This window comes from Kineosporiaceae bacterium SCSIO 59966, from assembly GCA_020881835.1.
Lineage (GTDB): Bacteria > Actinomycetota > Actinomycetes > Actinomycetales > SCSIO-59966 > SCSIO-59966.
Genome location: CP052876.1, coordinates 149,657 through 171,733, shown reverse-complemented (window position 1 = coordinate 171,733; position 22,077 = coordinate 149,657). Strand labels below are relative to the sequence as shown.

The 22,077-nt window shown below is 69.7% G+C and carries 23 protein-coding genes and 1 tRNA gene; 10 read left to right on the top strand and 14 right to left on the bottom strand.

The features are described 5' to 3' along the window. Positions 1-8: 8 nt before the first annotated feature. The 7 genes from HJG43_00830 to HJG43_00800 form a co-directional block, all read right to left on the bottom strand. On the bottom strand, positions 9-1,238 hold the full coding sequence (locus HJG43_00830) for a phenylacetate--CoA ligase family protein (GenBank protein ID UER53341.1): 1,230 nt from the start codon (positions 1,236-1,238) through the stop codon (positions 9-11). Then, on the bottom strand, positions 1,235-2,029 hold the full coding sequence (locus tag HJG43_00825; GenBank protein UER53340.1) for an ABC transporter ATP-binding protein: 795 nt from the start codon (positions 2,027-2,029) through the stop codon (positions 1,235-1,237). Before HJG43_00825 ends, HJG43_00830 begins: the two co-directional genes overlap by 4 nt. 27 nt (positions 2,030-2,056) lie before the next feature. Next, a complete protein-coding gene (locus HJG43_00820; GenBank protein UER53339.1) occupies positions 2,057-3,262 on the bottom strand; it encodes an ABC transporter substrate-binding protein in 1,206 nt (401 codons plus the stop codon). A gap of 100 nt (positions 3,263-3,362) precedes the next feature. After that, positions 3,363-4,421 carry a branched-chain amino acid ABC transporter permease gene (locus tag HJG43_00815; GenBank protein UER53338.1) on the bottom strand — a complete coding sequence of 353 codons (1,059 nt, stop codon included), beginning with the start codon at positions 4,419-4,421 and terminating at the stop codon, positions 3,363-3,365. Between the two features lie 3 nt (positions 4,422-4,424). After that, the gene (locus HJG43_00810; GenBank protein ID UER53337.1) at positions 4,425-5,297 is read right to left on the bottom strand and encodes a branched-chain amino acid ABC transporter permease; all 873 of its coding nucleotides are present in this window, start codon (positions 5,295-5,297) and stop codon (positions 4,425-4,427) included. Between the two features lie 8 nt (positions 5,298-5,305). Beyond that, positions 5,306-7,246, bottom strand: a complete 1,941-nt coding sequence (locus tag HJG43_00805; GenBank protein UER53336.1) for an AMP-binding protein — start codon at positions 7,244-7,246, stop codon at positions 5,306-5,308. Next, positions 7,243-8,055, bottom strand: coding sequence for an ABC transporter ATP-binding protein (locus HJG43_00800; GenBank protein UER53335.1), 813 nt, complete (start codon positions 8,053-8,055; stop codon positions 7,243-7,245). Before HJG43_00800 ends, HJG43_00805 begins: the two co-directional genes overlap by 4 nt. A 570-nt stretch (positions 8,056-8,625) precedes the next feature. Here HJG43_00800 and HJG43_00795 point away from each other — a divergent pair. After that, positions 8,626-8,826, top strand: coding sequence for a hypothetical protein (locus tag HJG43_00795; GenBank protein UER53334.1), 201 nt, complete (start codon positions 8,626-8,628; stop codon positions 8,824-8,826). A 56-nt stretch (positions 8,827-8,882) separates the two neighbouring features. On the opposite strand, the gene HJG43_00790 is transcribed toward HJG43_00795, so the two are convergent. Beyond that, entirely contained in the window at positions 8,883-10,397 is a 1,515-nt protein-coding gene (locus HJG43_00790) for a M20/M25/M40 family metallo-hydrolase (GenBank protein ID UER53333.1), read from the bottom strand. A 138-nt stretch (positions 10,398-10,535) separates the two neighbouring features. Between HJG43_00790 and HJG43_00785 the strand changes: the two genes are divergently transcribed. From HJG43_00785 to katG, 4 genes are all read left to right on the top strand, one after another. Continuing rightward, positions 10,536-10,835: a type II toxin-antitoxin system VapB family antitoxin gene (locus tag HJG43_00785; GenBank protein ID UER53332.1), complete on the top strand. Its 300-nt coding sequence runs from the start codon at positions 10,536-10,538 to the stop codon at positions 10,833-10,835. After that, a complete protein-coding gene (locus HJG43_00780; GenBank protein UER53331.1) occupies positions 10,828-11,487 on the top strand; it encodes a LytR C-terminal domain-containing protein in 660 nt (219 codons plus the stop codon). The genes HJG43_00785 and HJG43_00780 overlap by 8 nt, the downstream gene beginning before the upstream one ends. A gap of 171 nt (positions 11,488-11,658) precedes the next feature. Further along, complete coding sequence (locus HJG43_00775; GenBank protein ID UER53330.1) at positions 11,659-12,120, top strand: transcriptional repressor; 462 nt, start codon at positions 11,659-11,661, stop codon at positions 12,118-12,120. Continuing rightward, on the top strand, positions 12,117-14,411 hold the full coding sequence (gene katG / locus HJG43_00770; protein ID UER53329.1) for a catalase/peroxidase HPI: 2,295 nt from the start codon (positions 12,117-12,119) through the stop codon (positions 14,409-14,411). The genes HJG43_00775 and katG overlap by 4 nt, the downstream gene beginning before the upstream one ends. Positions 14,412-14,578: 167 nt before the next feature. Here katG and HJG43_00765 read toward each other — a convergent pair. From HJG43_00765 to HJG43_00755, 3 genes are all read right to left on the bottom strand, one after another. Beyond that, positions 14,579-14,668: transfer RNA gene (locus HJG43_00765), tRNA-Ser, on the bottom strand. A gap of 10 nt (positions 14,669-14,678) precedes the next feature. After that, a complete protein-coding gene (locus tag HJG43_00760) occupies positions 14,679-15,164 on the bottom strand; it encodes a nucleoside deaminase (protein ID UER55584.1) in 486 nt (161 codons plus the stop codon). 29 nt (positions 15,165-15,193) lie between these two features. Continuing rightward, positions 15,194-15,802, bottom strand: a complete 609-nt coding sequence (locus HJG43_00755; GenBank protein UER53328.1) for a tRNA adenosine deaminase-associated protein — start codon at positions 15,800-15,802, stop codon at positions 15,194-15,196. A 37-nt stretch (positions 15,803-15,839) separates the two neighbouring features. On the opposite strand from HJG43_00755, the gene upp reads away from it, so the two are divergent. Continuing rightward, a complete protein-coding gene (gene upp / locus HJG43_00750) occupies positions 15,840-16,475 on the top strand; it encodes a uracil phosphoribosyltransferase (protein ID UER53327.1) in 636 nt (211 codons plus the stop codon). Between the two features lie 124 nt (positions 16,476-16,599). Continuing rightward, complete coding sequence (locus HJG43_00745; protein ID UER53326.1) at positions 16,600-16,869, top strand: YtxH domain-containing protein; 270 nt, start codon at positions 16,600-16,602, stop codon at positions 16,867-16,869. A 15-nt stretch (positions 16,870-16,884) separates the two neighbouring features. Here HJG43_00745 and HJG43_00740 read toward each other — a convergent pair whose 3' ends face one another. The 3 genes from HJG43_00740 to HJG43_00730 all read right to left on the bottom strand — a co-directional run bounded on the left by HJG43_00740 (position 16,885) and on the right by HJG43_00730 (position 18,860). Beyond that, on the bottom strand, positions 16,885-17,655 hold the full coding sequence (locus tag HJG43_00740) for a 1-acyl-sn-glycerol-3-phosphate acyltransferase (protein UER53325.1): 771 nt from the start codon (positions 17,653-17,655) through the stop codon (positions 16,885-16,887). Between the two features lie 46 nt (positions 17,656-17,701). Continuing rightward, entirely contained in the window at positions 17,702-18,532 is an 831-nt protein-coding gene (locus HJG43_00735; protein UER53324.1) for a SigB/SigF/SigG family RNA polymerase sigma factor, read from the bottom strand. Positions 18,533-18,644: 112 nt separating this feature from the next. Continuing rightward, positions 18,645-18,860, bottom strand: coding sequence for a CDGSH iron-sulfur domain-containing protein (locus tag HJG43_00730; protein ID UER53323.1), 216 nt, complete (start codon positions 18,858-18,860; stop codon positions 18,645-18,647). A gap of 57 nt (positions 18,861-18,917) precedes the next feature. On the opposite strand from HJG43_00730, the gene HJG43_00725 reads away from it, so the two are divergent. The 3 genes from HJG43_00725 to HJG43_00715 all read left to right on the top strand — a co-directional run bounded on the left by HJG43_00725 (position 18,918) and on the right by HJG43_00715 (position 22,064). Further along, positions 18,918-19,676 (top strand): GAF and ANTAR domain-containing protein, encoded by a 759-nt coding sequence (locus HJG43_00725; GenBank protein ID UER53322.1) that lies wholly within the window; start codon positions 18,918-18,920, stop codon positions 19,674-19,676. Between the two features lie 44 nt (positions 19,677-19,720). After that, a complete protein-coding gene (locus HJG43_00720; GenBank protein ID UER53321.1) occupies positions 19,721-20,797 on the top strand; it encodes an iron-containing redox enzyme family protein in 1,077 nt (358 codons plus the stop codon). 352 nt (positions 20,798-21,149) lie between these two features. Beyond that, positions 21,150-22,064, top strand: coding sequence for an aldose 1-epimerase family protein (locus HJG43_00715; GenBank protein ID UER53320.1), 915 nt, complete (start codon positions 21,150-21,152; stop codon positions 22,062-22,064). The last annotated feature ends 13 nt before the right edge of the window (positions 22,065-22,077 follow it).

The following is a 22,077-nucleotide window of genomic DNA, read 5'->3' as shown; positions in this document are numbered from 1 at the left end:
TGGCCGCCTCATGCCTGCCAGATCTCCCGTGCGTCGACGAGCAGCGGGGACTGGGGGTCGAGCTCCGAGACGATCTCGACGTCGGCGCGCAGCTTGATCTCCTCCCGCAGGACGCGCACAAGCTCCGCCTCCTGCTGCGCACCAAGCGGCTCGGCGATCTGCAACGTCAACGTGTCCTGCCCCGCCGTCCGCCCGATCACGAGTCGTCCTGCATCGAGACCGCAGCGGGACAGGGCGGCCCCTACCTGGTGCTCGTAGACGAACATGCCTCTGACCTTCACCCCCGGCCCTACCCGTCCGAGCACACCGGCGATCCGAGGTGAGGTGCGCCCGCACGCGCAAGGCTCGCGGCTGACGATCCGGGTGAGGTCCCCGGTCGCCAACCGCAGGAATGGGTAGGTGGGCGAGAAGGTGGTCACCGTCACCTGGCCCAGCTCGCCGTCCGTCACCGGATCGCCAGTAGTCGGATCGAGGATCTCAACCACCTTGTCCTCGGTCAGATGCATGCCACTGCGGGCGACACACTCTCCGGCCAAGTACCCAAGATCGGCAGTACCGTACAACTGGGAGACATGCCCCCCGCGCGACTCCAGCACCGCTCGCTCGTCCTCGGTGAGCTTCTCTGCGGCCACGCAGGCGGTTCTGAAGTGCCAGTCGGCTCGCTCCACCAGAGTGGCTAAGAACGACGGAGTTCCCATGTAACCGGTGACCGGTACGTCCTTGAGCAGCCTCGCTTGCTGTTCGGTATTGCCTGTGCCCGCTGGGATGACGACGCAGCCCAGTGACAACGCTCCGGACTCGAAGGCGTGCCCGGCCGGGGTGAGGTGGTAGGCGAAGGTGTTGAGGACGATGTCGCCGCGCGTCAGCCCGCCGGCCCGTAGGCCTCGGGCGAAGCCCCCGATGTCCGTGGTGCCCAGCTGCGCGTCGTAGATCGGACCTGGCGACATGAAGATCCGGGAACTGGCCGTCAGGTCACCGATGAAGAAGCCCCCGAAGGGCGGCTCCTTCGCCTGCAAGGTCACCAGGTCGCTCTTGGCGATCGGTGTCAGACGGCTCAGGGCGTCCACGGTGCCGAGCTCCGACGGCGTCAGGCCAGCCTGCTCCAGCCGGTTTCGCCACGCGGGCGCTGCGTCCCACAACCGGGTGAGCAGTGCACCGATCCTCTGTCGCTGGTCCTCGCGGCGCTGCTCCGGGGTGCGGGTCTCGTCGGGGTCATCGTGGAGGGACGAAGGGGTCATCCGAGCCACCTCTTTCGGCGCCGGTAGGTCTTGACGTCTCGGTAGCTCTTGCGCTCGCCCACACCACTAAGGCCCAGGTAGAACTCCGCGACGTCCTGGTTCTCGCGCAGCTTGTCGGCTGGGCCCTCGAGGACGATGCGCCCGCCTTCGAGCACGTAGCCGTGGTCAGCGATCTTCAAGGCGGCCTCCGCGTTCTGCTCCACCAGCACGATGGTCACGCCTTCCTCGCCGTTCAGCCGTGCGACGATCTGGAAGATCTCCTCCACGAGGACGGGCGCTAGGCCCAGGCTCGGCTCGTCGAGCAGCATCACCCGCGGATGCGCCATCAGGGCCCGCCCGATGGCAAGCATCTGCTGCTCGCCCCCCGACAGGAAGCCGGCCCGCTGGTTGCGACGGTCAGCGAGTCGGGGGAAGTAGCCGTAGACCATGTTCAGGTCGGTGCGACTCTTGTGCATAGAGCCGACGGTGTATCCGCCGGTGAGAAGGTTCTCCTCGACGGTGAGGTGCTCGAAGACACGGCGTCCTTCGAGCACCTGCACAATGCCCTTCCGAACGATGTAGTCGGGCGTACGCCCGTCCAGGGAGTCCTCTTGCCAGGTGATCCGGCCTCGAACCACCTCGCCCCGTTCGTGAGCGAGGAGGCCTGAGACTGCTCGTAGCGTCGTCGTCTTGCCGGCACCGTTGTTCCCGAGCAGAGCAACGATCTGACCCTCTGGGACGCTGAAGGACACTCCCTTCAGCACCAGGGCGACACGGTTGTAGACGACTTCGACGCCATCCAGCTTCAGCATTCTCAGGCCTCCTCGAAGCGCGATCCGTCAGCTAACGTCCGGCTCGTCGGAGACGGGGGGTCCGGTGACGCAGTCGGCTGTCCGTTCCCAGCCGCCGTCGCGGATCTCGTAGATGTTCACCGCACGATTGCCGGAGTGATCCGTCTCGGTGATCGTGATCGGGCACGTCACGCCGTACCCCTCGAATCCTTCGATCGACTCCAACGCCTGCTTCATCACCTCACCGGTCACCTCGCCGTCGTCACCGACGATCCCCAGAGCCTGACGGATCGCTTCCTCGATCACCGTGGCGATGTAGAGGCCGTTGCCGTACAAGGAGTTGCTCTCGAGGACGGGATTGGGCTCGGTGCCACTCTCCTCCCAGTAGTCCCTCAGCATCGTCACGGCCTCGGGTTCGTCGCTCGGCAGCTTGGACATCGATGTACCAAACTTCCCCTCCATGCACTCGGCCCCGGCGCCTTCGATCTCGTTCTGGGTGATGGCCCAGTGCCAGGCGCCGACCGGCAGGTCAGGTGCCTGCTCGCAGAGTCCCTTGAGCAACAGCACCGCCTGCCCGAAGATGGCAGCGTGCAGCAGCACGTCGGCGTCCAGAGCGACGGCGTCACGCACCTGCGCATCGACATTCGCTGCGGCGGCCGGAATGACCACTTCGCCGGCGAACTCAGCACCGAGCTGCTCGGCTGCGTTCTGCACGCCAGTGCAGTACTCCCGGCCCGGCGGCGGCTCCCACGCGACGCAGCCGATGCTGATGTCGCTGCCCAGCTCCTCGACCTGCTGCTGCACCATGGCCGTTGCCTGGTGCGCGTACAACGGACCAGCGGGGAAGGCATAGGGGAACTGCTCACCGTCCACTGTCTGGAGGTTCCCCTGGCCCGGGAAGATGATCGGGATCTTGGACTGCTCTGACACCGGCGTCAAGGCATCGCTGGTCGCGGTGCCCTCCACCGCGACCAGGACGGCGCCGGACTGCTGGAACTGGGCGAAAGCCTCCAGGGCCGGCGGCACCTCGTACCTGGTCTCGATCTCCTCGACCCGCACCGTCCTCCCGTTGATGCCACCGTTGGCGTTCACCATCTCGAACCAGTCGTTGACGGCCTCACCCACGCCCTCGCCAACATTGGCAATGGCCCCCACCCGGGCACCGGCAACACCGATCACGATGTCCTCGCCGGACCCTTCCCCTTCGCTCCCGCCGCCCGAGTCCGCACCGCAGGCGCTGACTAACAGGACCAAGCCGAGGACCCCCGAGACGCTCCTCGCAAATCTGCGCTTCATAACCTCTCCAATCATCGGTTCATCGGTAGTCCGAGACTTCTGTGAGCCCGCCACGCCGTCAGTAGGAGAAGGGCCACATCCGGAAGTAGTCCTTGATGTTCCGGAACAGGCCGTAGAGCCCTCGCGGCTCCAGAATAAGAAAGAGCAGGATGGCAACTCCGAAAAGCAGCGTGAGCAGATGCACCTCAATGCTTGGCGAAAGGTCAATGCCAACGGCGGGCAGCATGTCGCGCAGCCAGATCGGCAGCAAAGTGATGAAAGCGGCCCCAAGGATGGACCCAGGGATCGAGCCGAGACCACCCACGAGGATCATCGCCAGGTACTGCACTGACAGCGCAAACGTAAACACCTCCGTGGAGATGAGACCGGCGTTGTAGCCGTACAGCACCCCAGACAACCCGGCGATCGCCGAGGAGATGAAGAACGCCAGCAACTTGTACCGCAGCGGCGAGACCGCCGATCCGGCGGCAGCGATGTCCTGGTCTCGAACCGCTATCATCGCGCGACCGGTTCGCGAGCGCACAAGGTTCTCCACGAACATGACGACGAGCGCGAGGGCAGTGAGCACCAGCAGGTACTTGCCCACGGGCGTCAGCGTGTCAAAGGGGCCGATCTGGATGGGGTCGAAGATGACAATGCCCTGATGCCCGCCGGTGATGAAGGTCCAGCTCGTCAGAATCCACTGCACGATGTACTGGGCGGCCAGCGTCGCGATCGCCAGGTAGAGGCCCTTCACTCGAAGTGAGGCGACGCCGAAGATGAGCGAGAAGACGCCTGCCGCCACCATGGCAACGGGGATGGCGACCCAGAACGGCGCCTCAGCCCGCGAGATCAGCAGCCCGCTGGTGTAGGCCCCTACAGCCGCGAACGCCGCGTGTCCGAGCGAGATCTGACCTGCGTAGCCAACGAGCAGGTTCAGGCCGGTCGCCCCTATCGCTGCTATACCGACCAGCGTCAGCACCGTCAGCCAGTACTGCGACGCGATAAGTGGAACCGCGACGAATGCCGCTGCGATGACAGACAGGATCCACACCTTGCGATAGGAGGTGTCGTAGATCGCAATCTCTTCTGAGTACGTCTCGTGGAACCGCCCGGTCTCCATGGCGATGAGTGCCATCTGTCAAACCCTCTCGATCTGGGGCCGGCCGAACAGGCCGTGGGGACGGACGAACAGCACGAGAAGCAGAAGTATCAGCGGTGCTACGGTGCTGAACCCGGCCCCGAGGTAGACGTTGAGGTAACCCGCGGACAGGCTCTCCACCACGCCCACCACGATCCCCCCCACGACTGCGCCGACGATGGACTCCAGGCCGCCGAGGATGACCACAGGGAAGATGAGTGCGCCAAGGACGACGAGTCGACTCTCCACCCCGAGCAGGGACCCCCACACGAACCCGCCAAGTGCGGCGACCCCGCCGGCCATCGCCCACGAGACAGCATTGACCAGGCGAATGTTGATGCCGAGTGACTGAGCGGCCACGCGATCGTCGGAGATCGCCTGCATGGCAAGTCCGAGGCGGCTTCGGGAGAAGAAGAGGCCAAATGCTCCCAGAAGCAGCAGCACCATGACCGCCGACCAGAAGGTGGTCGTGGGGATGGATATACCCAGCCACTCGTACCGCGCCTGATCGATGAGGGGCGGGATCGAGCGAAGACCATCACCCCAGATCATCGGCACCAGTCCGCGGATGACGGAGCCGAGAGCGATGGTGGCCATGACCAGAGCGAGCATCGACTCGTTCTCCAGTGGTCGCAGGGCCAGCCGCTCGATGAGCATGCCGACGACGACCATGGCCAGGACCGCGACGGGTATCCCGATCCAGAAGGGCATCCCCAGGTCCGTGAGGAGCCATGCCACCATGAAGGCTCCTAGCAGCACCACCTCGCCTTGCGAGAAATTGATGACACCACTGCCCTTGACGACCACGACGAACCCGATCGCCAGCAGCGCGTAGAGCATCCCGACGAAGACGCCGTTGACCGCCAGCTGCATGAACTCGCTCATCCGGCCGGAACCTCCTTGGGCTGCACTGCGCCGATGGGAACGTCGACCAGGTGCAGCTTCGTGTGGATCTGCACTTTTCGGCCGTCCCGGTAGGTCACCTCGGCATCGACCTCGACCTCGTTGCGATCGGAGTACAGACCGTCAATGATGAAGGCGTAGTTCTGCTCGACCTGAGCACGGCGCACCTTGCGGGTCCGAGTCATCTCCGCGTCGTCAGCATCGAGCTCCTTGTGCAGGATGGCGAGCCGGGGTACGCGCATGAACGGCGGCATCTCAGAGTTGACTCGCTCCGTCTCCGCGCGGATCAGGTCGATCACCTCCGGCCGTTGGGAGAGGTCTGTGTACGTCGTGTACGGGATCCTTCGAGCCTCGGCCCACTTACCGACGACTTCGCCATCGATATTGATCAGTAGCACCGGGTGGTCGCGCCCATCACCGAAACACACTGCTTCTCGCACGTATGGGGAGAACTTCACCTTGTTCTCGATGAAGGTGGGACTGAAGCGCTCTCCCGACGTCAACGTCGCAACGTTCTTGGACCGGTCGACCACCACCAGGTGGCCGTCGTCGTCGAGATACCCTTCATCCCCCGAGCGCAGCAGGTCCCCGACGAAGGCCGCGTCGGTGGCCGCCTCGTTCTTGTAGTAGCCCGCGAACACGCTCGCCGAACGGTGCGCGATCTCGCGATCCTCGGTGATCACGATCTCGACACCGGGGACCGGACGGCCCATGGTCTCGGGCTTCATCTTGTCCCAGTGCGTCGTGGTGATGCCGACCTCGGTCTGGCCATACACCTGCTTCAACGGGATACCGAGGGCGTGGAAGTACTTCATGACGTCGACTCCCAGGGCGGCTCCACCCGAGTAGACCCTCTCGGCCCGGAGGAGACCCAGATGGTCTCGCAACGGCCGGAACACCAGAAACTCCGCGATTGCGACCTGGACGCGCGTCCATAACCCCGCTCTCTGCCCACGGTAGAAGCGCTCGGCACGCCGCTGCCCGACGTTGATGCCCCAGTGGTAGATGCGCCGCTTCAGCCGAGTCGCCTCGCTGATCCGGACCTCGATCCAGGAGAGGTAGTCCTCCCACATCCGTGGCGATCCGAGAAGCTGGTGCGGGCCGATCTCACGGATGTCGTTCCGCAAGGTCTCGGGCCCTTCGGCGAAATTGAGCCGGTAACCCTCGAGGATATGGCCTGCAGTGGAGAAGTAGCGCTCCCCCGCCCAGGCCAGCGGCAGGAACACGAGGCGCTCGTAGTCGGGCTTCATCGGCTCGGCGAGGAAGAAGTTCTTGACGCCTGCGATGACGTTGAGGTGGGTCATCATCGCGCCCTTGGGCTGCCCGGTCGTCCCCGAGGTGTACATGAGAATCGCGACGTCGGAGTTCTTGCCCCTCGACACGATCTCGCGGTACTCCTGCGGATGCTGCTCCGCCCGGCGAGCACCCATCGCCAGGACCTCGTCGAAGAAGGTCGCCATCTCGGGGTCGTACAGCGACATGCCGCGCGGGTCACAGTAGATGATGCGCCGGAGCCCGGGCAGGTCATGCTGCACCGCGAACAGCTTGTCAGCCTGCTCCTGGTCGCGGACCACGACGACCGGGCACTCGGCATGGCGAACGATGAAGGCGACCTCGTCGGGAGACGACTCCGGGTAGAGGATCACGCCGGCACCCTGCAGGGACTGCACGGCCATGTCCGCGATCAGATGCTGCGGCCAGTTGTCCCCGATGATTGCCACGTTCTCACCCGGGCGGAGACCCAGCTCCAACAAACCGAGCGCAAGGCGCTCGACACGCTCGCCGTACTCCCGCCACGTCATCGGCTTCCAGATCCCGCGGTCCTTCACGCGCAACGCGACCGTGTCAGGAGTGTCGCCAACACGTTGCAGCAGCAGCTGCGGCATGGTCTCGGTGGGGTAGGTTATCGACTCGGTCATCGGGCGCTGGCCTCGCCGGTCAGGCTTTCGGTAGACGCACCGATGTAGGCGCTGATCACTGCTGGGTCCGTCCGCACCTGGTCTGGTGGGCCGTGAGCGATGAACTGTCCGAAGTCGAGGACCGAGACCCGATCGGAGATGTCCATGACGACACCCATGTCGTGCTCGATGAGGATGACACTGGTCGGTCGCTCCTGGCGGAGCTCGAGAATGTAGCGCGCCATGTCTTCCTTTTCTTCGACGTTCATGCCAGCCATCGGCTCGTCGAGGATCAGCAACCTCGGTTCCTGCGCCAGCGCTCGGCCGAGATCGACACGCTTCTGCAGCCCGTACGGAAGGAGGCCAACCGGTGTGTTGCGAATGTGCGGCATATCGAGAAAGTCGATAAGGTCCTCCACCACCGCACGCTGCTGCAGCTCCTCGCGTCGCGTGCGGCCGTAGAAGATGCCGTTGGACAGCGCGCCAGCCTTGAGATACCGATGCCGTCCCAGCATCAAGTTCTCAATGACGCTCAAGCCCTGGAACAGCTCGATGTGCTGGAAAGTACGCGCGACGCCCAGCTCGGCGACGCGGTGAGCGGGTCGCCCCGTGATCTCCTGACCGAAGAGCCTGATCCGTCCCTGCTGGGGGTGGTAGAACCCGGTGACGCAGTTCACCAGGGAACTCTTGCCGGCACCGTTGGGCCCGATGAGCGCAGTGATCTCGCCAGCGCCTGCGGTCATCGACACGCTCTTGAGCACGGTCAATCCACCGAAGCGCAGACTCACGTCGGCCACCTCGAGTGCCGTGTCGTGACCCGGGTCCACCATCAACTCCTCGGATGATTTTCGACTCTACCGTCTGACGCAGAAGTATGCGGGGACCACGTCAGGTTGCGCAAGGGTTTCGGGCACGTTGCGCCTCGCCAGCGGCGCAGAAGGCGCCAGCGGCGGCAGGGGGCTGCCCAGGTGCGCATGCCGAGTACGGCGTGCAGCCCGTCGTGAGTCGGGAGGAGCACCGCGCCATGCCACCGCCACCGGGCGGGTGGAGCTGGGACGTCTCGACGTTGCACCAGTTCGAGAGCCTGGCTCCCGCCCGGGCAAAACCGTGGCGGCACCGGGTTCCCAACGCGCGCGGTCAGGGTATTGCGGAGCGAAACGGGAATCTCGGGTCACTTACGACCAAAAGGGGCAGGCGGTCACGTCCGCAACGTCACCACGGAAGAGTGCGTCGTGCCAGCAGACCTCGGCGCGGGTGAGTCCGCCCATGACCAATGCCGTCTGCCGGTGCGTGACGGCGTGGCACCGCGGGAGCCCGCCGCGCAGATGGCACTGTCAGTGGTGCGGTCCACGATGAGACGACGACCCGGGACCTGCCGGGCAGTGGACGGGGAGGACGACATGTCGAGCACGACGGACCTGACGTGGGAGTGGGCGGCGCTGGAGACCCGCGACTGCGTGACCTGCGGCCGAACGATGCCGTTCGAGCTCGTCGACTGCGTCGACGGTCACGGCGAGGACTGCCCGGACCGGGTGTGCGTCGGCTGCGGGACCGTCCTGGTCGTCGGACCGGCCCCGCTCGGCCAGCGCCGCAGCGCCTGACCGAACGGGGCCAGTCCCGGCCGTCCTGACCGGCGGGCGGGCCGGCCAGGTGGTCCTCACGCGACGGCGGGCACCACCTCGTGCGCGTCCGCAGCGTCCTTGGCTGGATGGGGCTTGCCGGACTTGCCGGCGCTGCGCTTGCCGTTGATCTCCGAGGTGTCCGTCGCGAGCGACATCGTCGCCGCGGCGATCGCCTTGGACATGGTCTCCAGTGCGGTCCTGTCGACGTTGTCGAGGTCGTCCTCGGCGGTGTGGTAGTTGGGGTCGTAGGCCAGTCCGGCGGTGCCGCCGAACGTCGCGACCTCCTCGTCGGTCTTCACCCCGTCCGCCCCGGTGAACAGTCCGGACGCCGGGATGCCGTGGACGATGAACGGCTGGTAGTCCGACCGTCCGCTGAACTCGGTGTCCACCCACGGCTGACCGATGGAGTCGAAGTAGTCGGTGAAGACCTGCTCGGTCGCCGCGGAGCCCTCCGGGACGTCGACCGGCGCCTCGTACGTCGACTGGTCGGCGTCATAGACCCCGATGACGTAGTTGGGCGAGCCGACCATGTCGAAGTTGAGGTACGTGGCGATCTCGTCCAGCCCGGCCGGGTCGTTGGCCGCAAGGTCCTCGACGTAGTGCCAGGAGCCGACGAGGCCGACCTCCTCGGCGCCCCACCAGGCGAAGCGCACCGTGTTGTTGAGCTTCTTGGCCTCCGCGAGCTGGACGGCGACCTCGAGGATCGCGGCTGAGCCAGTGCCGTTGTCGTTGATGCCGGGACCCTCCATCGCCCCGTCGAGGTGGGCACCGAGCATGACGACGTTGTCGTCACGACCGGCCTCGGTCTCCGCGAGCACGTTGAACGTCTGCCGCTCCTCGACGAGCACCTCGATCTCCAGCGTCGCCTGCAGGCCGGGGTCCTCCTCGAGTGCGGCCAGCAGGGTCTGCCCGTCCACCCCGGAGATGCCAGTGGTCGGGACGTACCCGTCGTCCGGGGTGCCGAGCGTCCCGTTGAGCGGTTCCGGGGCGTTGTTGTAGACGATCACCGCTTCGGCGCCCGCTGCGGCCGCCGCGAGCGACTTCGCCGCGAAGGGGCACACCCCGCGGCTCACCAGGGCGATCGTGCCGGTCGCGTCCACCCCGCCCCACTCCTCGGCGCTGCACCCGGTCGCGGTCGCCGGCGTGGACAGGCCAGCAGTCAGTGGTCCGTCGGTGTTCGGTGAGTAGGACATGATCCGGCTCTCGTACATCACGCCGCCGACGACGAGGGAGCTGGCGAGCACCTCCTCGTAGGTGAACGGGAAGTACTGCCGCTCGGTCTCGTAACCGGCGTCCTGCAGGACCTGCTCGACGTACTCAGCCGACGCCTCGTACCCCGACGTCCCGGCTGCTCGGTTGCCGCCGTTGGCGTCGGCGATCTCCTGGAGTGCCTCCAGGTGCTCCCACACAGCGTCGACCTCGACGCTCTGGGCGAGCTTGCGGGGGTTGTTCGGGTTGCCTGCGGCAGCCGCTCCAGCGGGCGCAAGCCCAGCGAGCACAAGTCCACCAGCGGCGGCCAGCGCCGCCCAGGTGCGTCGTCGTGTGCGCAACAAAGCCTCCTCGTCGTTGTCACTCCACCCGTGGTCGTGGTCTGGGTCACACGGACGATAGGCAAAATGCCCGAATCGCGAAAGAGGTGTGGTTCTGAGGACCGCCGCCGCGAGCGCCCGCCACCTAGACTGGGAGGGGTGATCTTCAAGGCGGTGGGCCACGGGCGGCCCTACCCGGACCACGGGTTCAGCACGCCCCGCGACTGGGCGGCGGTCCCGCCGCGTCAGGTGCGCCTGGACGAGCTCGTGACGACGAAGAGCGCGCTGGACCTGGACCACCTTCTCGCCGAGGACTCGACCTTTTACGGGGACCTGTTCGCTCACGTCGTCCAGTGGCGCGGGGTGATGTACCTCGAGGACGGACTGCACCGGGCGGTCCGCGCCGCCCTGCAGCAGCGGCCGGTCCTGCACGCCAGGGTGCTGGTCCTCGATGACTGACCCTGGGTGGGGCCCCGACGGCACGTGGACCGAGGAGGACGAGCGCCGCTACCAGGCACGCCGCGCCGCCGAGCGCCGAGCGGCCAGGGTCCGGCGGGCGCAGACCTCGTTCTTCGCGGCCCTGGTCCTCGTCGTCCTCGGGGCCGGTGTCACCGCCGCCGGTGTCTACCAGAGCTGGTGGGCCTGGCCCCCGTGGGGCGGGCAGGACGAGCCGGGCAGTCCGGTGGCCACCGCGACGTCCGCGGCTGCCTGCCCGACCCCCGAGGTGACCGCCGCACCGGTCGCTGACGTCGTCCTCGTCGTCCTCAACGGCACCCGGCGGCCCGGACTGGCTGCCGCGACGGCGGAGGCCCTCACCGCCCGAGGGTTCACCGTCGGGTCGATCGGCAACGACACCAGCCAGGTCGAGCAGGTCGCGCTCGTCCGGCACGGCCCCGAAGGGCTGCTGCACGCCCGGACCGTCGCCGCCCAGATCGAGGGCGCCGAGCTCGTGGACGACGGACGGGAGGGGACGGCGGTCGAGCTGTCCCTGGGTGCCGGGTTCGCCGGCCTTCGCCCGCCGGAGGAGGCCGCCGAGCTGACCCGGCCCACCCCGGTCGAGTCCCGCGCCGGGTGCGTCGTCCCGACGCTGGAGGCCGGCCAGACGAGCTGATCCCACCGGGGGACAGGGTGGCGGGATTGCATGATCACCGAGGGGGTGGCGGGTGACGTGGTGGAGCGCCGGGTGCGTCCGGTTCTCGGGCAGAGTTCCGGGCAAAGTTCCGGGCAGAGTTTCCGGGCGGATTTCTTGATCCGATCAAGACTACGTGCAAGACTCGGTGGCGTGCCGACACGTCCGGACTACGAGCAGATGCTGCGGGCAGCAGCGCTGCGCGTGACCCGTCCACGGCTGGCCGTGCTGGCCGCGGTGCACGGACTGCCGCACGCCGACACCGAGTCGGTCATCGGTGCCGTGCGCCGCGAGCTGCCCTCGGTGTCCCACCAGGCCGTCTACGACGTCCTGCGCGCGCTGACCGGCGCAGGACTGGTGCGGCGCATCCAGCCCGCCGGCTCGGTGGCCCGCTACGAGGCCAGGGTGGACGACAACCACCACCACGTCGTCTGCCGGTCGTGCGGCGCCATCGCCGACGTCGACTGCGCCGTCGGCCACGCCCCGTGCCTCACGGCGTCCGACGACCACGGTTTCACGATCGACGAGGCCGAGGTCACGTACTGGGGCACCTGCCCCGCCTGCTCGACGAGTCTTCGACCAGCCCACAGCCAGGTGAGAGAGGTTGCACCATGACTGACACCCAGCAGAACCCGCCCACGCCCACCGAGGGCAGCCCGCAGGGGGTAGACCGCAAGGCCGAGGGGGGGTGCCCTGTCCTCCACGACAGTGCGACGTCGCACGGCAGCGAGAGCGAGAACCCGGTCATCGACTCACCCACCCCCAAGGCGCACCGGCCCCGGACGATCAGGGACTGGTGGCCGGACCAGCTCGACCTCACGGTGCTGCACCAGCACCACCCCGCAGGAAACCCGCTCGGTGCGGACTTCAGCTACCGCGACGAGTTCGCCAAGCTCGACGTCGAGGCGCTGAAGCGCGACGTCATGGAGGTGCTCACCACCCCGCAGGACTGGTGGCCGGCGGACTTCGGCCACTACGGCGGTCTGATGATCCGCATGAGCTGGCACTCGGCCGGCACCTACCGGGTCCACGACGGCCGTGGCGGTGCCGGCGGCGGCAGCCAGCGGTTCGCGCCGATCAACAGCTGGCCGGACAACGCCAACCTGGACAAGGCGCGCCGCCTGCTCTGGCCGGTGAAGCAGAAGTACGGCCGGAAGATCTCCTGGGCCGACCTGATCGTCTTTGCCGGCAACGTCGCCCTCGAGTCCATGGGCTTCAAGACCTTTGGCTTCGCCTTCGGGCGCGAGGACATCTGGCAGCCGGAGGAGGTCTTCTGGGGACCGGAGGACACCTGGCTCGGCGACGAACGCTTCAGCGAGGAGCGAGAGCTCGCCGACCCGCTCGCCGCCGTCCAGATGGGCCTCATCTACGTGAACCCGGAGGGCCCGAACGGCAACCCCGACCCGGTGGCGGCCGCCCACGACATCCGCGTGACGTTCCAGCGGATGGCCATGAACGACGAGGAGACCGTCGCCCTCATCGCCGGCGGCCACACGTTCGGCAAGACCCACGGGGCCGGCCCGGCCGAGGGGCACGTGGGCCCGGAGCCGGAGGCGGCGCCACTGGAGGCGCAGGGCCTCGGCTGGCTCAGCACCTACGGCTCCGGCAAGGGTCCTGACACGATCACCTCCGGCCTCGAGGTGACCTGGACCGACCAGCCGACCCGGTGGAACAACCGCTTCTTCGAGATCCTCTTCGGCTACGAGTGGGAGCTGACCAAGAGCCCCGCGGGCGCCTACCAGTGGGTCGCCAAGGACGCCCCGCAGATCGTCCCGGACGCCTACGACCCGCAGAAGAAGCACCGGCCCACCATGCTCACCACGGACCTCGCGCTGCGGTTCGACCCGACCTACGAGAAGATCTCGCGGCGGTACATGGAGAACCCCGACGAGTTCGCGCTCGCGTTCGCCAAGGCCTGGTACAAGCTGCTGCACCGCGACATGGGGCCGGTCGGCCCGCACATGCTCGGGCCGTGGGTCCCCGAACCGCAGCTGTGGCAGGACCCGGTGCCGGCCGTCGACCACGAGCTGATCGACGAGCAGGACGTCGCGTCCCTCAAGGCGCGGCTGCTCGACTGCGGCCTGACCGTCTCCGACCTGGTGTCCACCGCGTGGGCGGCGGCGTCCAGCTTCCGCAAGACCGACCGGCGAGGGGGCGCCAACGGCGCCCGGATCCGGCTGGAGCCGCAGCGCAGCTGGGCTGCCAACGAACCGGAGAAGCTGGAGGTGGCCCTGCAGGCGATCGAACGCGTCCAGCGGGACTTCAACGCCGCTCAGACCGGCGGCAAGAAGGTCTCGATGGCCGACCTCGTCGTCCTGGGTGGCTGCGCCGCGGTGGAGAAGGCGGCCCGGGACGCCGGCGTGGAGGTGACCGTGCCGTTCCGGCCCGGCCGCACCGACGCGTCGCAGGAGCAGACCGACGTCGAGCAGTTCCAGTACCTCGAGCCGCGCGCGGACGGCTTCCGCAACTACCTGCGGCCCGGTGAGAAGCTCCAGCCCGAGACGCTGCTGGTCGACAAGGCCTACATGCTCGACCTCTCCGCCCCGGAGATGACGGTGCTGGTCGGTGGCATGCGGGCGCTCGGTGCGAACGTCGGCGGCACCAAGCACGGCGTGCTCACCGACCGGACCGGCGTGCTGACCAACGACTTCTTCGTCAACCTGCTGTCCCCGGGCACGCAGTGGAAGGCGTCGAGCGCCGAGGAGGGCGTCTACGAGATCCGTGACGCCGCTACCGGCGAGCTGCGGTGGACCGCCACGGCCGTCGACCTCGTGTTCGGGTCGAACTCGATCCTGCGCGCCCTGTCGGAGGTCTACGCCGCCGACGACGCGCGGGAGAAGTTCGTCCACGACTTCGTCTCGGCGTGGGTGAAGGTGATGGAGCTGGACCGCTTCGACCTGCACTGAGCCTTCGAGCTGCACTGAGCCTTCGAGCTGCACTGAGCCTTCGACCTGCACTGAGCCGCTGACACGACGAGACCGCCGACACGACCGAGGGACCGGCAACTGCTGCCGGTCCCTCGGTCGTCATGCGGTGGGCCGTCACGCGGTGGGCTGCCGTGTGGCGCGGCCCGTGGCGGTGGCGGTGGGATTTGAACCCACGGAGGAGTTGCCCCCTCACACGCTTTCGAGGCGTGCTCCTTAGGCCGCTCGGACACGCCACCGCCGCACAGGCTACAAGGCGCCCGCCGAGCGCCCCAAACCACCGCGACCGCCGCCGCCCCCGGCGTCCCGGTGGCCGGCGAAGTACTCCTGCAGCACCTGGGCGCACTCCTCCTGGAGGACCCCGCCGACGACTTCGGGACGGTGGTTGAGCCGGCGGTCCCGGACGACGTCCCACAACGACCCGGCCGCCCCCGCCTTGGGGTCCCAGGCGCCGAACAGGACCCGGTCGACCCGGGCCAGCACGGCGGCGCCGGCGCACATCGTGCACGGCTCCAGGGTGACCACGAGCGTGCAGCCCTCGAGGCGCCAGCGCCCCAGCCGTCGTGCGGCGTCCCGCAGGGCGAGCACCTCGGCGTGGGCCGTCGGGTCGACGTCGCGCTCCCGGGCGTTGTGCCCCCAGCCCACGACGTCCCCGTCCGAGGACACGACGAGCGCGCCCACCGGGACGTCGCCCGTGGCGAGCGCCGAGCGGCCCTCGGCGAGCGCACGGCGCACGAGCCGCTCGTCGTCCGCGGGGGACCGCGTCACCGCAGGGCGTCGAGCAGCTCGCCGAACCCGCAGAGCTCTCCGACCTCGGCGAGCGCGGCGGCGGGGTCGTCCCCGTCCTCGGTGACCAGCCGGCGCAGCACACCGCCACCACAGCCCAGGTCCGCGAGCAGGTCGGGCTCGCCGGCCCAGGGGTCCACGTCGGAGGCCACCGGGCCGCCGGGGTCGGCATCCTGGACCAGCTCGGCGACGTCCGGCTCGTGGTCGTCGTCCGGGTCGTGCTCCTCCTCCTGCCGATCGGCCTGGTCCTCCTCCGGACCGTCCTCGTCGGGGTCCTGCCGTGTCGCCGTCGGCAGGGCCGCCCGCTCGTCCTCCTCCAGTGCCGGGGCGAAGAGCTCGGCGTAGGGGCTGCGGGCCGCGGCCGCGAGGTCCGACACGAACACCCGAGGATCGCCGTCCGGGTCGACCCGCACGATCGCGAACCACTCGTCCTCGTGCTCGATCACCGCGAGCACCGGCCCGTCCCGGTACGACGCCGCACGGAGCAGGTCCGCGAGGTCGTCCATCCCCCCGGCGTCCTCGATGTCCACGTCCCGGGCACGCCATCCGCGCCCGTCCCCGGCGATCACTGCGGTGAAGTACGACACGCGGACATCGTGCCCTGCCGCCGATAGGTTTCGCAGCATGCGCCTGCACGTAGCCGACCACCCGCTCGTCGACCACAAGCTCACCGCCCTGCGGGACGAGCGCACCGACTCCCCCACCTTCCGGCGGCTCGCCGACGAGCTGGTCACCCTGCTGGCGTACGAGGCCACCCGTGACGTGCGGACCGAGCCGACGAGCATCACCACCCCGGTGTGCCCGACGGTCGGGGTCCGACTGTCGTCCCCCAAGCCGCTCGTCGTGCCGATCCTGCGTGCCGGGCTCGGGATGCTCGACGGGATGGTCCGGCTGCTGCCCACCGCGGAGGTCGGGTTCCTCGGGATGATCCGCGACGAGGAGACCCTCCAGGCGACGACCTACGCGACCCGGCTGCCCGACGACCTGTCCGGCCGGCAGTGCTACGTGCTCGACCCGATGCTGGCCACCGGCGGCACCCTGGCGGCCGCCGTCCAGTTCCTGTTCGACCGGGGCGCGGACGACGTCACGGCGATCTGCCTGCTGGCGGCCCCGGAGGGGATCTCCAGGATGCGGGAGACGTTCGGGCCGGACGCGCCGGTCACGGTCGTGACCGGCGCTCTGGACGAGCGGCTCGACGAGCGCGGCTACATCGTCCCCGGCCTCGGGGACGCCGGCGACCGCCTGTACGGGGTGGTCTGACCGCCGGTGGGCGCCAGGCGCTGACGGGTCCTGTCCGGTTAAGTGGCGGGGTGGCTGAGTGGCGGCCTGGGCCACGTCGGCCGATGCTGTCAGGGTCCTGATCCCCGACGACTGGAGCACCACCGTGAAGAACAAGCTCGTCTTCGGCCTCGGCGCGGCGGCCGGCTACCTCCTCGGCACCCGCGCCGGGCGTCAGCAGTACGAGAGGCTCCGCGAGCAGGCCCAGGACCTGTGGTCCAGCCCGAAGGTGCAGGAGCAGGTCGAGCACGCCAAGCAGGTCGCCAAGGAGCAGGTCCCGGTGGTCAGGGACAAGGCCACGGAGGCGGCCCGGACGGCGAGCGAGAAGGTCCGCTCCTCGGGATCCGGGGACGGCCCGGAGAGCAGCGGTAGCTAGCGGTCCACCGGCCGCTCAGCGCGTCGCCGGCCGCGCCCGGCGGGCCGCGGCGCGCGCACGGGCCTCGGCGGCGTCCATCTCCCGCGCCCGCTCGGGCGTCGGAGCCGTCCCGCCCAGGTGCTGCGGCAGCCACCAGGCGTCCAGCCCCGGGTCGGCGACCGTGTCCGGGTGGGTGCGCTGGACGTCGTCCAGCAGCGCCTGCATCCGCTGGCGCAGCAGGACGGTGGCCTCCTCGAGCGTCCCCTCGACGGGGACCGGCTCGCCGACGGCGATCGCCACCGACCGGCCGCGGGAGAAGTCCCGCGGGTGGTCCTTGGTCATCATCCGCTGTCCGCCCCAGACCGCGACCGGCAGCAGCGGGACGCCCGCGTCCTGGGCCAGCCGGACGGCGCCGGACTTGATCTCCTTGACCGTGAACGACCGGCTGATCGTCGCCTCCGGGAAGATGCCCACCACCTCCCCCGCGCGCAGCGAGCGCAGCGCGGCGGCGAACGACGCGGCTCCCGCCGTCCGGTCGACCGGGATGTGGTGCATACCGCGCATGAGCGGACCGGACACCGGGTGGCGGAACACCGAGTCCTTGGCCATGAACCGGACCAGCCGGTGCCGGGAGTCCCAGCCGGCCAGGCCGGCGAAGATGAAGTCCAGGTAGCTGACGTGGTTGCTGGCCAGCACTGCGCCACCGACGGCGGGCACGCGGTCGGTGCCGGTCAGGGTGACCCGGACGTCGAGCAGACGGAAGGCGCCGAGCGCGGCGCGGATGACCGGGGGGTAGACGAGCTCCACCGACGGGAGCGTAACCTACGTGGCCGTAACGTGCCGGCCGGCTGCGTCAGGCGGCCTCGACGGGAGCCTGCTCGCGCAGCCGGCGCAGCGCCTTGGCCAGCAGCCGGGACACCTGCATCTGGGTGACGCCGATGTCCTCGGCGATCTGGCTCTGGGTCCAGCCGCGGAAGAACCGCAGCGCGAGGATGCGGCGGTCCCGCGGCGGCAGACCGGCGAGCATCGGCGTGACCACCAGCGTGTCGAGGACCCGGTCCAGCTCGGCGTCCTCGGCGCCGAGGGTCTCCCCGAGCGGCGTCCCGTCGGGTCCGTCCGCCGGGGCGTCCAGCGACGTCGCCGAGTAGCCCTGCGCCGCGGCGAGCGTCTCCACGACGTCCTCCTGCGGGACGTCGAGCTGGGCGGCCAGCTCGGCGACGGTCGGCGCCCGCCCGAGGTCCTGGCTGAGGTCGTGAGCAGCCACCTCGAGGGCCAGCCGCAGCTCCTGCAGCCGCCGCGGCGGGCGGACCTGCCACCCACGGTCGCGGAAGTGTCGGCGCAGCTCGCCGGTGATCGTCGGAACCGCGTACGCGACGAAGCCGCGCCCCCGCCCGGGACAGTAGCCGTGGGCCGCCTTGACCAGCGCCAGGCAGGCGACCTGGACGAGGTCGTCGAGCGGCTCACCGCGGTCCCGGTAGCGGGCCGCGAGGCTGCGGGCAAGGGGCATGTTGAGGAGCACGACCTCGTCGAGCAGGCGGCGGCGCTCGGTGGGCGGGGCCGCCTGGGCACGACGGAGCAGCGCCTCGGTGACGCCGTCCCGCCCCGCCGGGGCCACGGCGTCAGCGACCGCAGAGGCTGGCTCGGCGGCACCGGCGGGCTCGACGGTCGTCAGGTCGGCGGTCATCCGGCAGGTCTCCTCGGTCCATCCGGTGGGCTCTCCGGCAGGGGCGTGGTGGCGACTGCTGCTGGACCACCGCTCCGCCAGTCGACCACCGGCCGACGCCCTCCGCAACCGGTCAGGCCCCGGCGCCGGCAGCCCTCGGACGCCGTCCGACCTTGTGGGTCCCGTCGCAGAAGGGGGCGATGGTGGAGCGCCCGCAGCGGCACAGGGCCATCACCCGGCGCCGCTGCGGGACCGGTTCGCCGTACTCGTCGAGCAGCGCCACCGGGCCGCGGACGATGAGCGGACCGTCGGGGTAGGCGGTGATGGTCGTCTGCTTCGTGTCACCCATGCAGGCCCAGTACCCACGGCGGCGGCTGGCGAACCCGAGCGCACTACAGTCCTCGCCGTGGTGCAGCAGCAGGACGGTCGGCTCGGCCGTGCAGTGGCCGAGCTCGCGGACACTTTGGTTGCGGACTTCGACGTCGTGGAGATCGCGACCCGGGTCGCCCAGCACTGCCTCGAGGTCGTCGACGCAGACAGCGCCGGCGTCCTCCTGCTCGACGCCCACGACCGGCTGCGCCTGCTGGCGGCGACGTCCGAGGAGACCGAGACCGTCGAGACCTTCCAGGTCCGTCAGGGTGACGGTCCGTGCATCGCGGCGGTCCAGGACGAAACCACCGTGACGGCCGACGGCCCGCAGGAGCTGCTCCGACGCTGGCCCGGGTTCGCCCGGGTGGCCACTGCTCAGGGGATCGAGTCGGTGCTCGCCGTCCCGCTGCGTCTGCGGGGCCGGGTGATCGGGTCGCTCAACGTCTTCCGTCACCGGGTGGGCCCGTTCGAGCCGGACGCCGTTCGCCGGGCGGTCGTGCTCGCCGACATGGCGTCGTTGGCCATCGCCCAGGCCGAGACCGTCCGCAGCCACAGCGAGACGGTGCGCCAGCTGCAGACCGCGCTGGACTCCCGGGTCGTCATCGAGCAGGCCAAGGGGGTGGTCGACGCCAGCACCGGCGTCGGTGTCGACGCAGCGTTCGCGCTGCTGCGCGGGCACGCCCGGGCCACGGGGCGTCGCCTCGTCGACGTCGCCCGCGACGTCGTCGAGCGGCGGATCACGGTCGGTGAGCTCGGCGACCCCCGCGGACGCCAGACGCCGGTCGGCGGGGTGTGACCGCTCGGGAGGCGAGCGGCCCTGCGGCGGGCGACGATACGGGTATGCGGATCCCCTCTGCCCGCGGACCGTTCACGGCCGCGCTGGTCGACATCCTCGGTGAGCGCCCTCACGAGGCCGCCGCGCTGTCCGAGGCGGCCGACGCCGCCGGCGGCCGCGCCACGGCGAGGGACGGCGTGCTCGCCGACGACGACGTCCAGCTCGGGCTGACCCTGCTGTACGAGCTGTCCTACCGCGGGCTGGCCGGGGTCGACGACGCGTGGGAGTGGTCGCCGTCGCTGATCGCCGCTCGCGGGGTCCTGGAGAGCGCCGTCGAGCGGGAGCTGCTGCAGCGGTTCGGGCAAGTCCGTGACCGGACCGTCGAGCCCGAGGACGTGCCCGCCGAGCTGTTCGCGATGACCTCCTCCGGCGGCGGACCGTCGGTGGCCGGATTCGTCGCCCGCGAGGCGACCGTCGGGCAGGTTCGCGAGATGTGCGTGCTCCGCTCGGCGTACCAGCTCAAGGAGGCCGACCCGCACACCTGGTCCATCCCCCGGCTGCACGGAGCCGCGAAGTCCGCACTCGTGGAGATCCAGTTCGACGAGTACGGCGAGGGCCGGCCCGGGAGGATGCACTCCGAGCTGTTCGCCGCGACGATGCGGGCCGTCGGGCTGGACGACGCCTACGGGGCCTACGTCGACCTCGTCCCGGCCCGCACGCTCGCAACGGTCAACGCCATGCACCTGTTCGGGCTGCACCGTCGTTGGCGCGGCGCCAACCTCGGTCACCTGGCCGCGTACGAGATGACGTCGTCACTGCCGTGCAAGCGCTACGCGGCCGGGATGGAGCGGCTCGGGCTCCCGCCGGAGGCGGCGGAGTTCTTCACCGAGCACGTCGAGGCGGACGCCGTGCACGAGCAGCTGGCCGCGCACGACCTGTGCGGCTCGCTCGTCGCGGCGGAGCCGGCACTCACCGGCGACGTCCTGTTCGGGGCCGCGGTCTGCCTCGGGCTCGACGAGCTCGCCGGGGCCGCGACCCTGGCCGCGTGGCAGGCCGGTCGCAGCGCGCTGCGCCGTCCTGTGCGCATCGCCGCCACCGCCGCCACCACCACCACCGCCGGCACCACCACCACCGCCGCCTGACCTCGGCCAACGAGTCAAGGTCTTCGTGATCATGCAATCCCGCCACCCTGGTCTCTCCGTGATCATGCAATCCCGCCACCCCGCTCCTGCTGCCCGCCCGCAAAGTGCTGGATTGTGGGCGCGACACGCCGCAGAACTTGTGCCCGAGCCAGCATTCTGTGGGGGCAGCAGGGTGGCGGGATTGCATGATCACCAACAGGGGCGGGCGGCCGGCAGGGGCAGCAGGGTGGCGGGATTGCATGATCACCAACAGGGGCGGGCGGCTGGCAGGGGCAGCAGGGTGGCGGGATTGCATGATCACCAACAGGGGGTTCGCCGGTCACGAGAGGGGTCGGAGAGTGGAGGAGGACGCATGAGAGTCCCGCCGTCCGGTGAGCAGATCGAGCTGCGCCACGGTGACCAGCAGGTCACGGTCGTCGAGGTCGGCGGCGGCGTCCGCGCCTACGAGCGCGGCGGGCGCCGGGTGCTCGACCCGTACGACGTCCACGCGATGGCGGACGGCGCTCACGGGGCGACGCTGGTGCCCTGGCCCAACCGCCTCGGCGACGGCGTCTACACCTTCGACGGCGAGGAGCACCACCTCGCACTGACCGAGCCGGACAAGCGCAACGCGATCCACGGCCTGCTGCGCTGGGTCCCCTTCCGGGTACGGGAGCGCGCCGACGCCTCGGTGGTCCTGGCCGCACGCGTCGTCCCCCAGCAGGGGTACCCGTTCTCCCTGGACGTCACCGTCCGCTACGAGCTGGACGACGAGGGGCTGGCCGTGACGACCACGGCGGTGAACACCGGGGACCGGCCCGCCCCCTACGGGACCGGGCACCACCCGTACCTGTCCCCCGGCGACGGGCTCGTCGACGACTGCGACGTGCAGGTCACCGCCACCACCCGGGTGGACACCGACGACGAGCGGCAGCTGCCGACCGGCGTCGTCCCGGTCGAGGGCACCCTGTACGACTTCCGCAGCCCACGGCGGCTCGGCGGTCTGGCCGTCGACTACGCCTTCGGTGACCTCGTCCGGGACGACGCCGGGCGGGCGTGGGTGCGGCTGACCGGCCCGGACGGGCGGACGGCGTCGCTGTGGGTGGACGGGTCGTACCGCTACCTGGAGGTGTTCACCGGGGACACCCTCGCCCCTGGCCGGGCCCGGCACGGGCTGGGTGCCGAGCCGATGACGTGTCCGCCCGACGCGTTCCGCAGCGGCCAGGACGTCGTCCGGCTGGAGCCGGGCGCCACGGCCACGGCCCGCTGGGGCGTCCGACTGGACTGAGCCTGGACTGCGC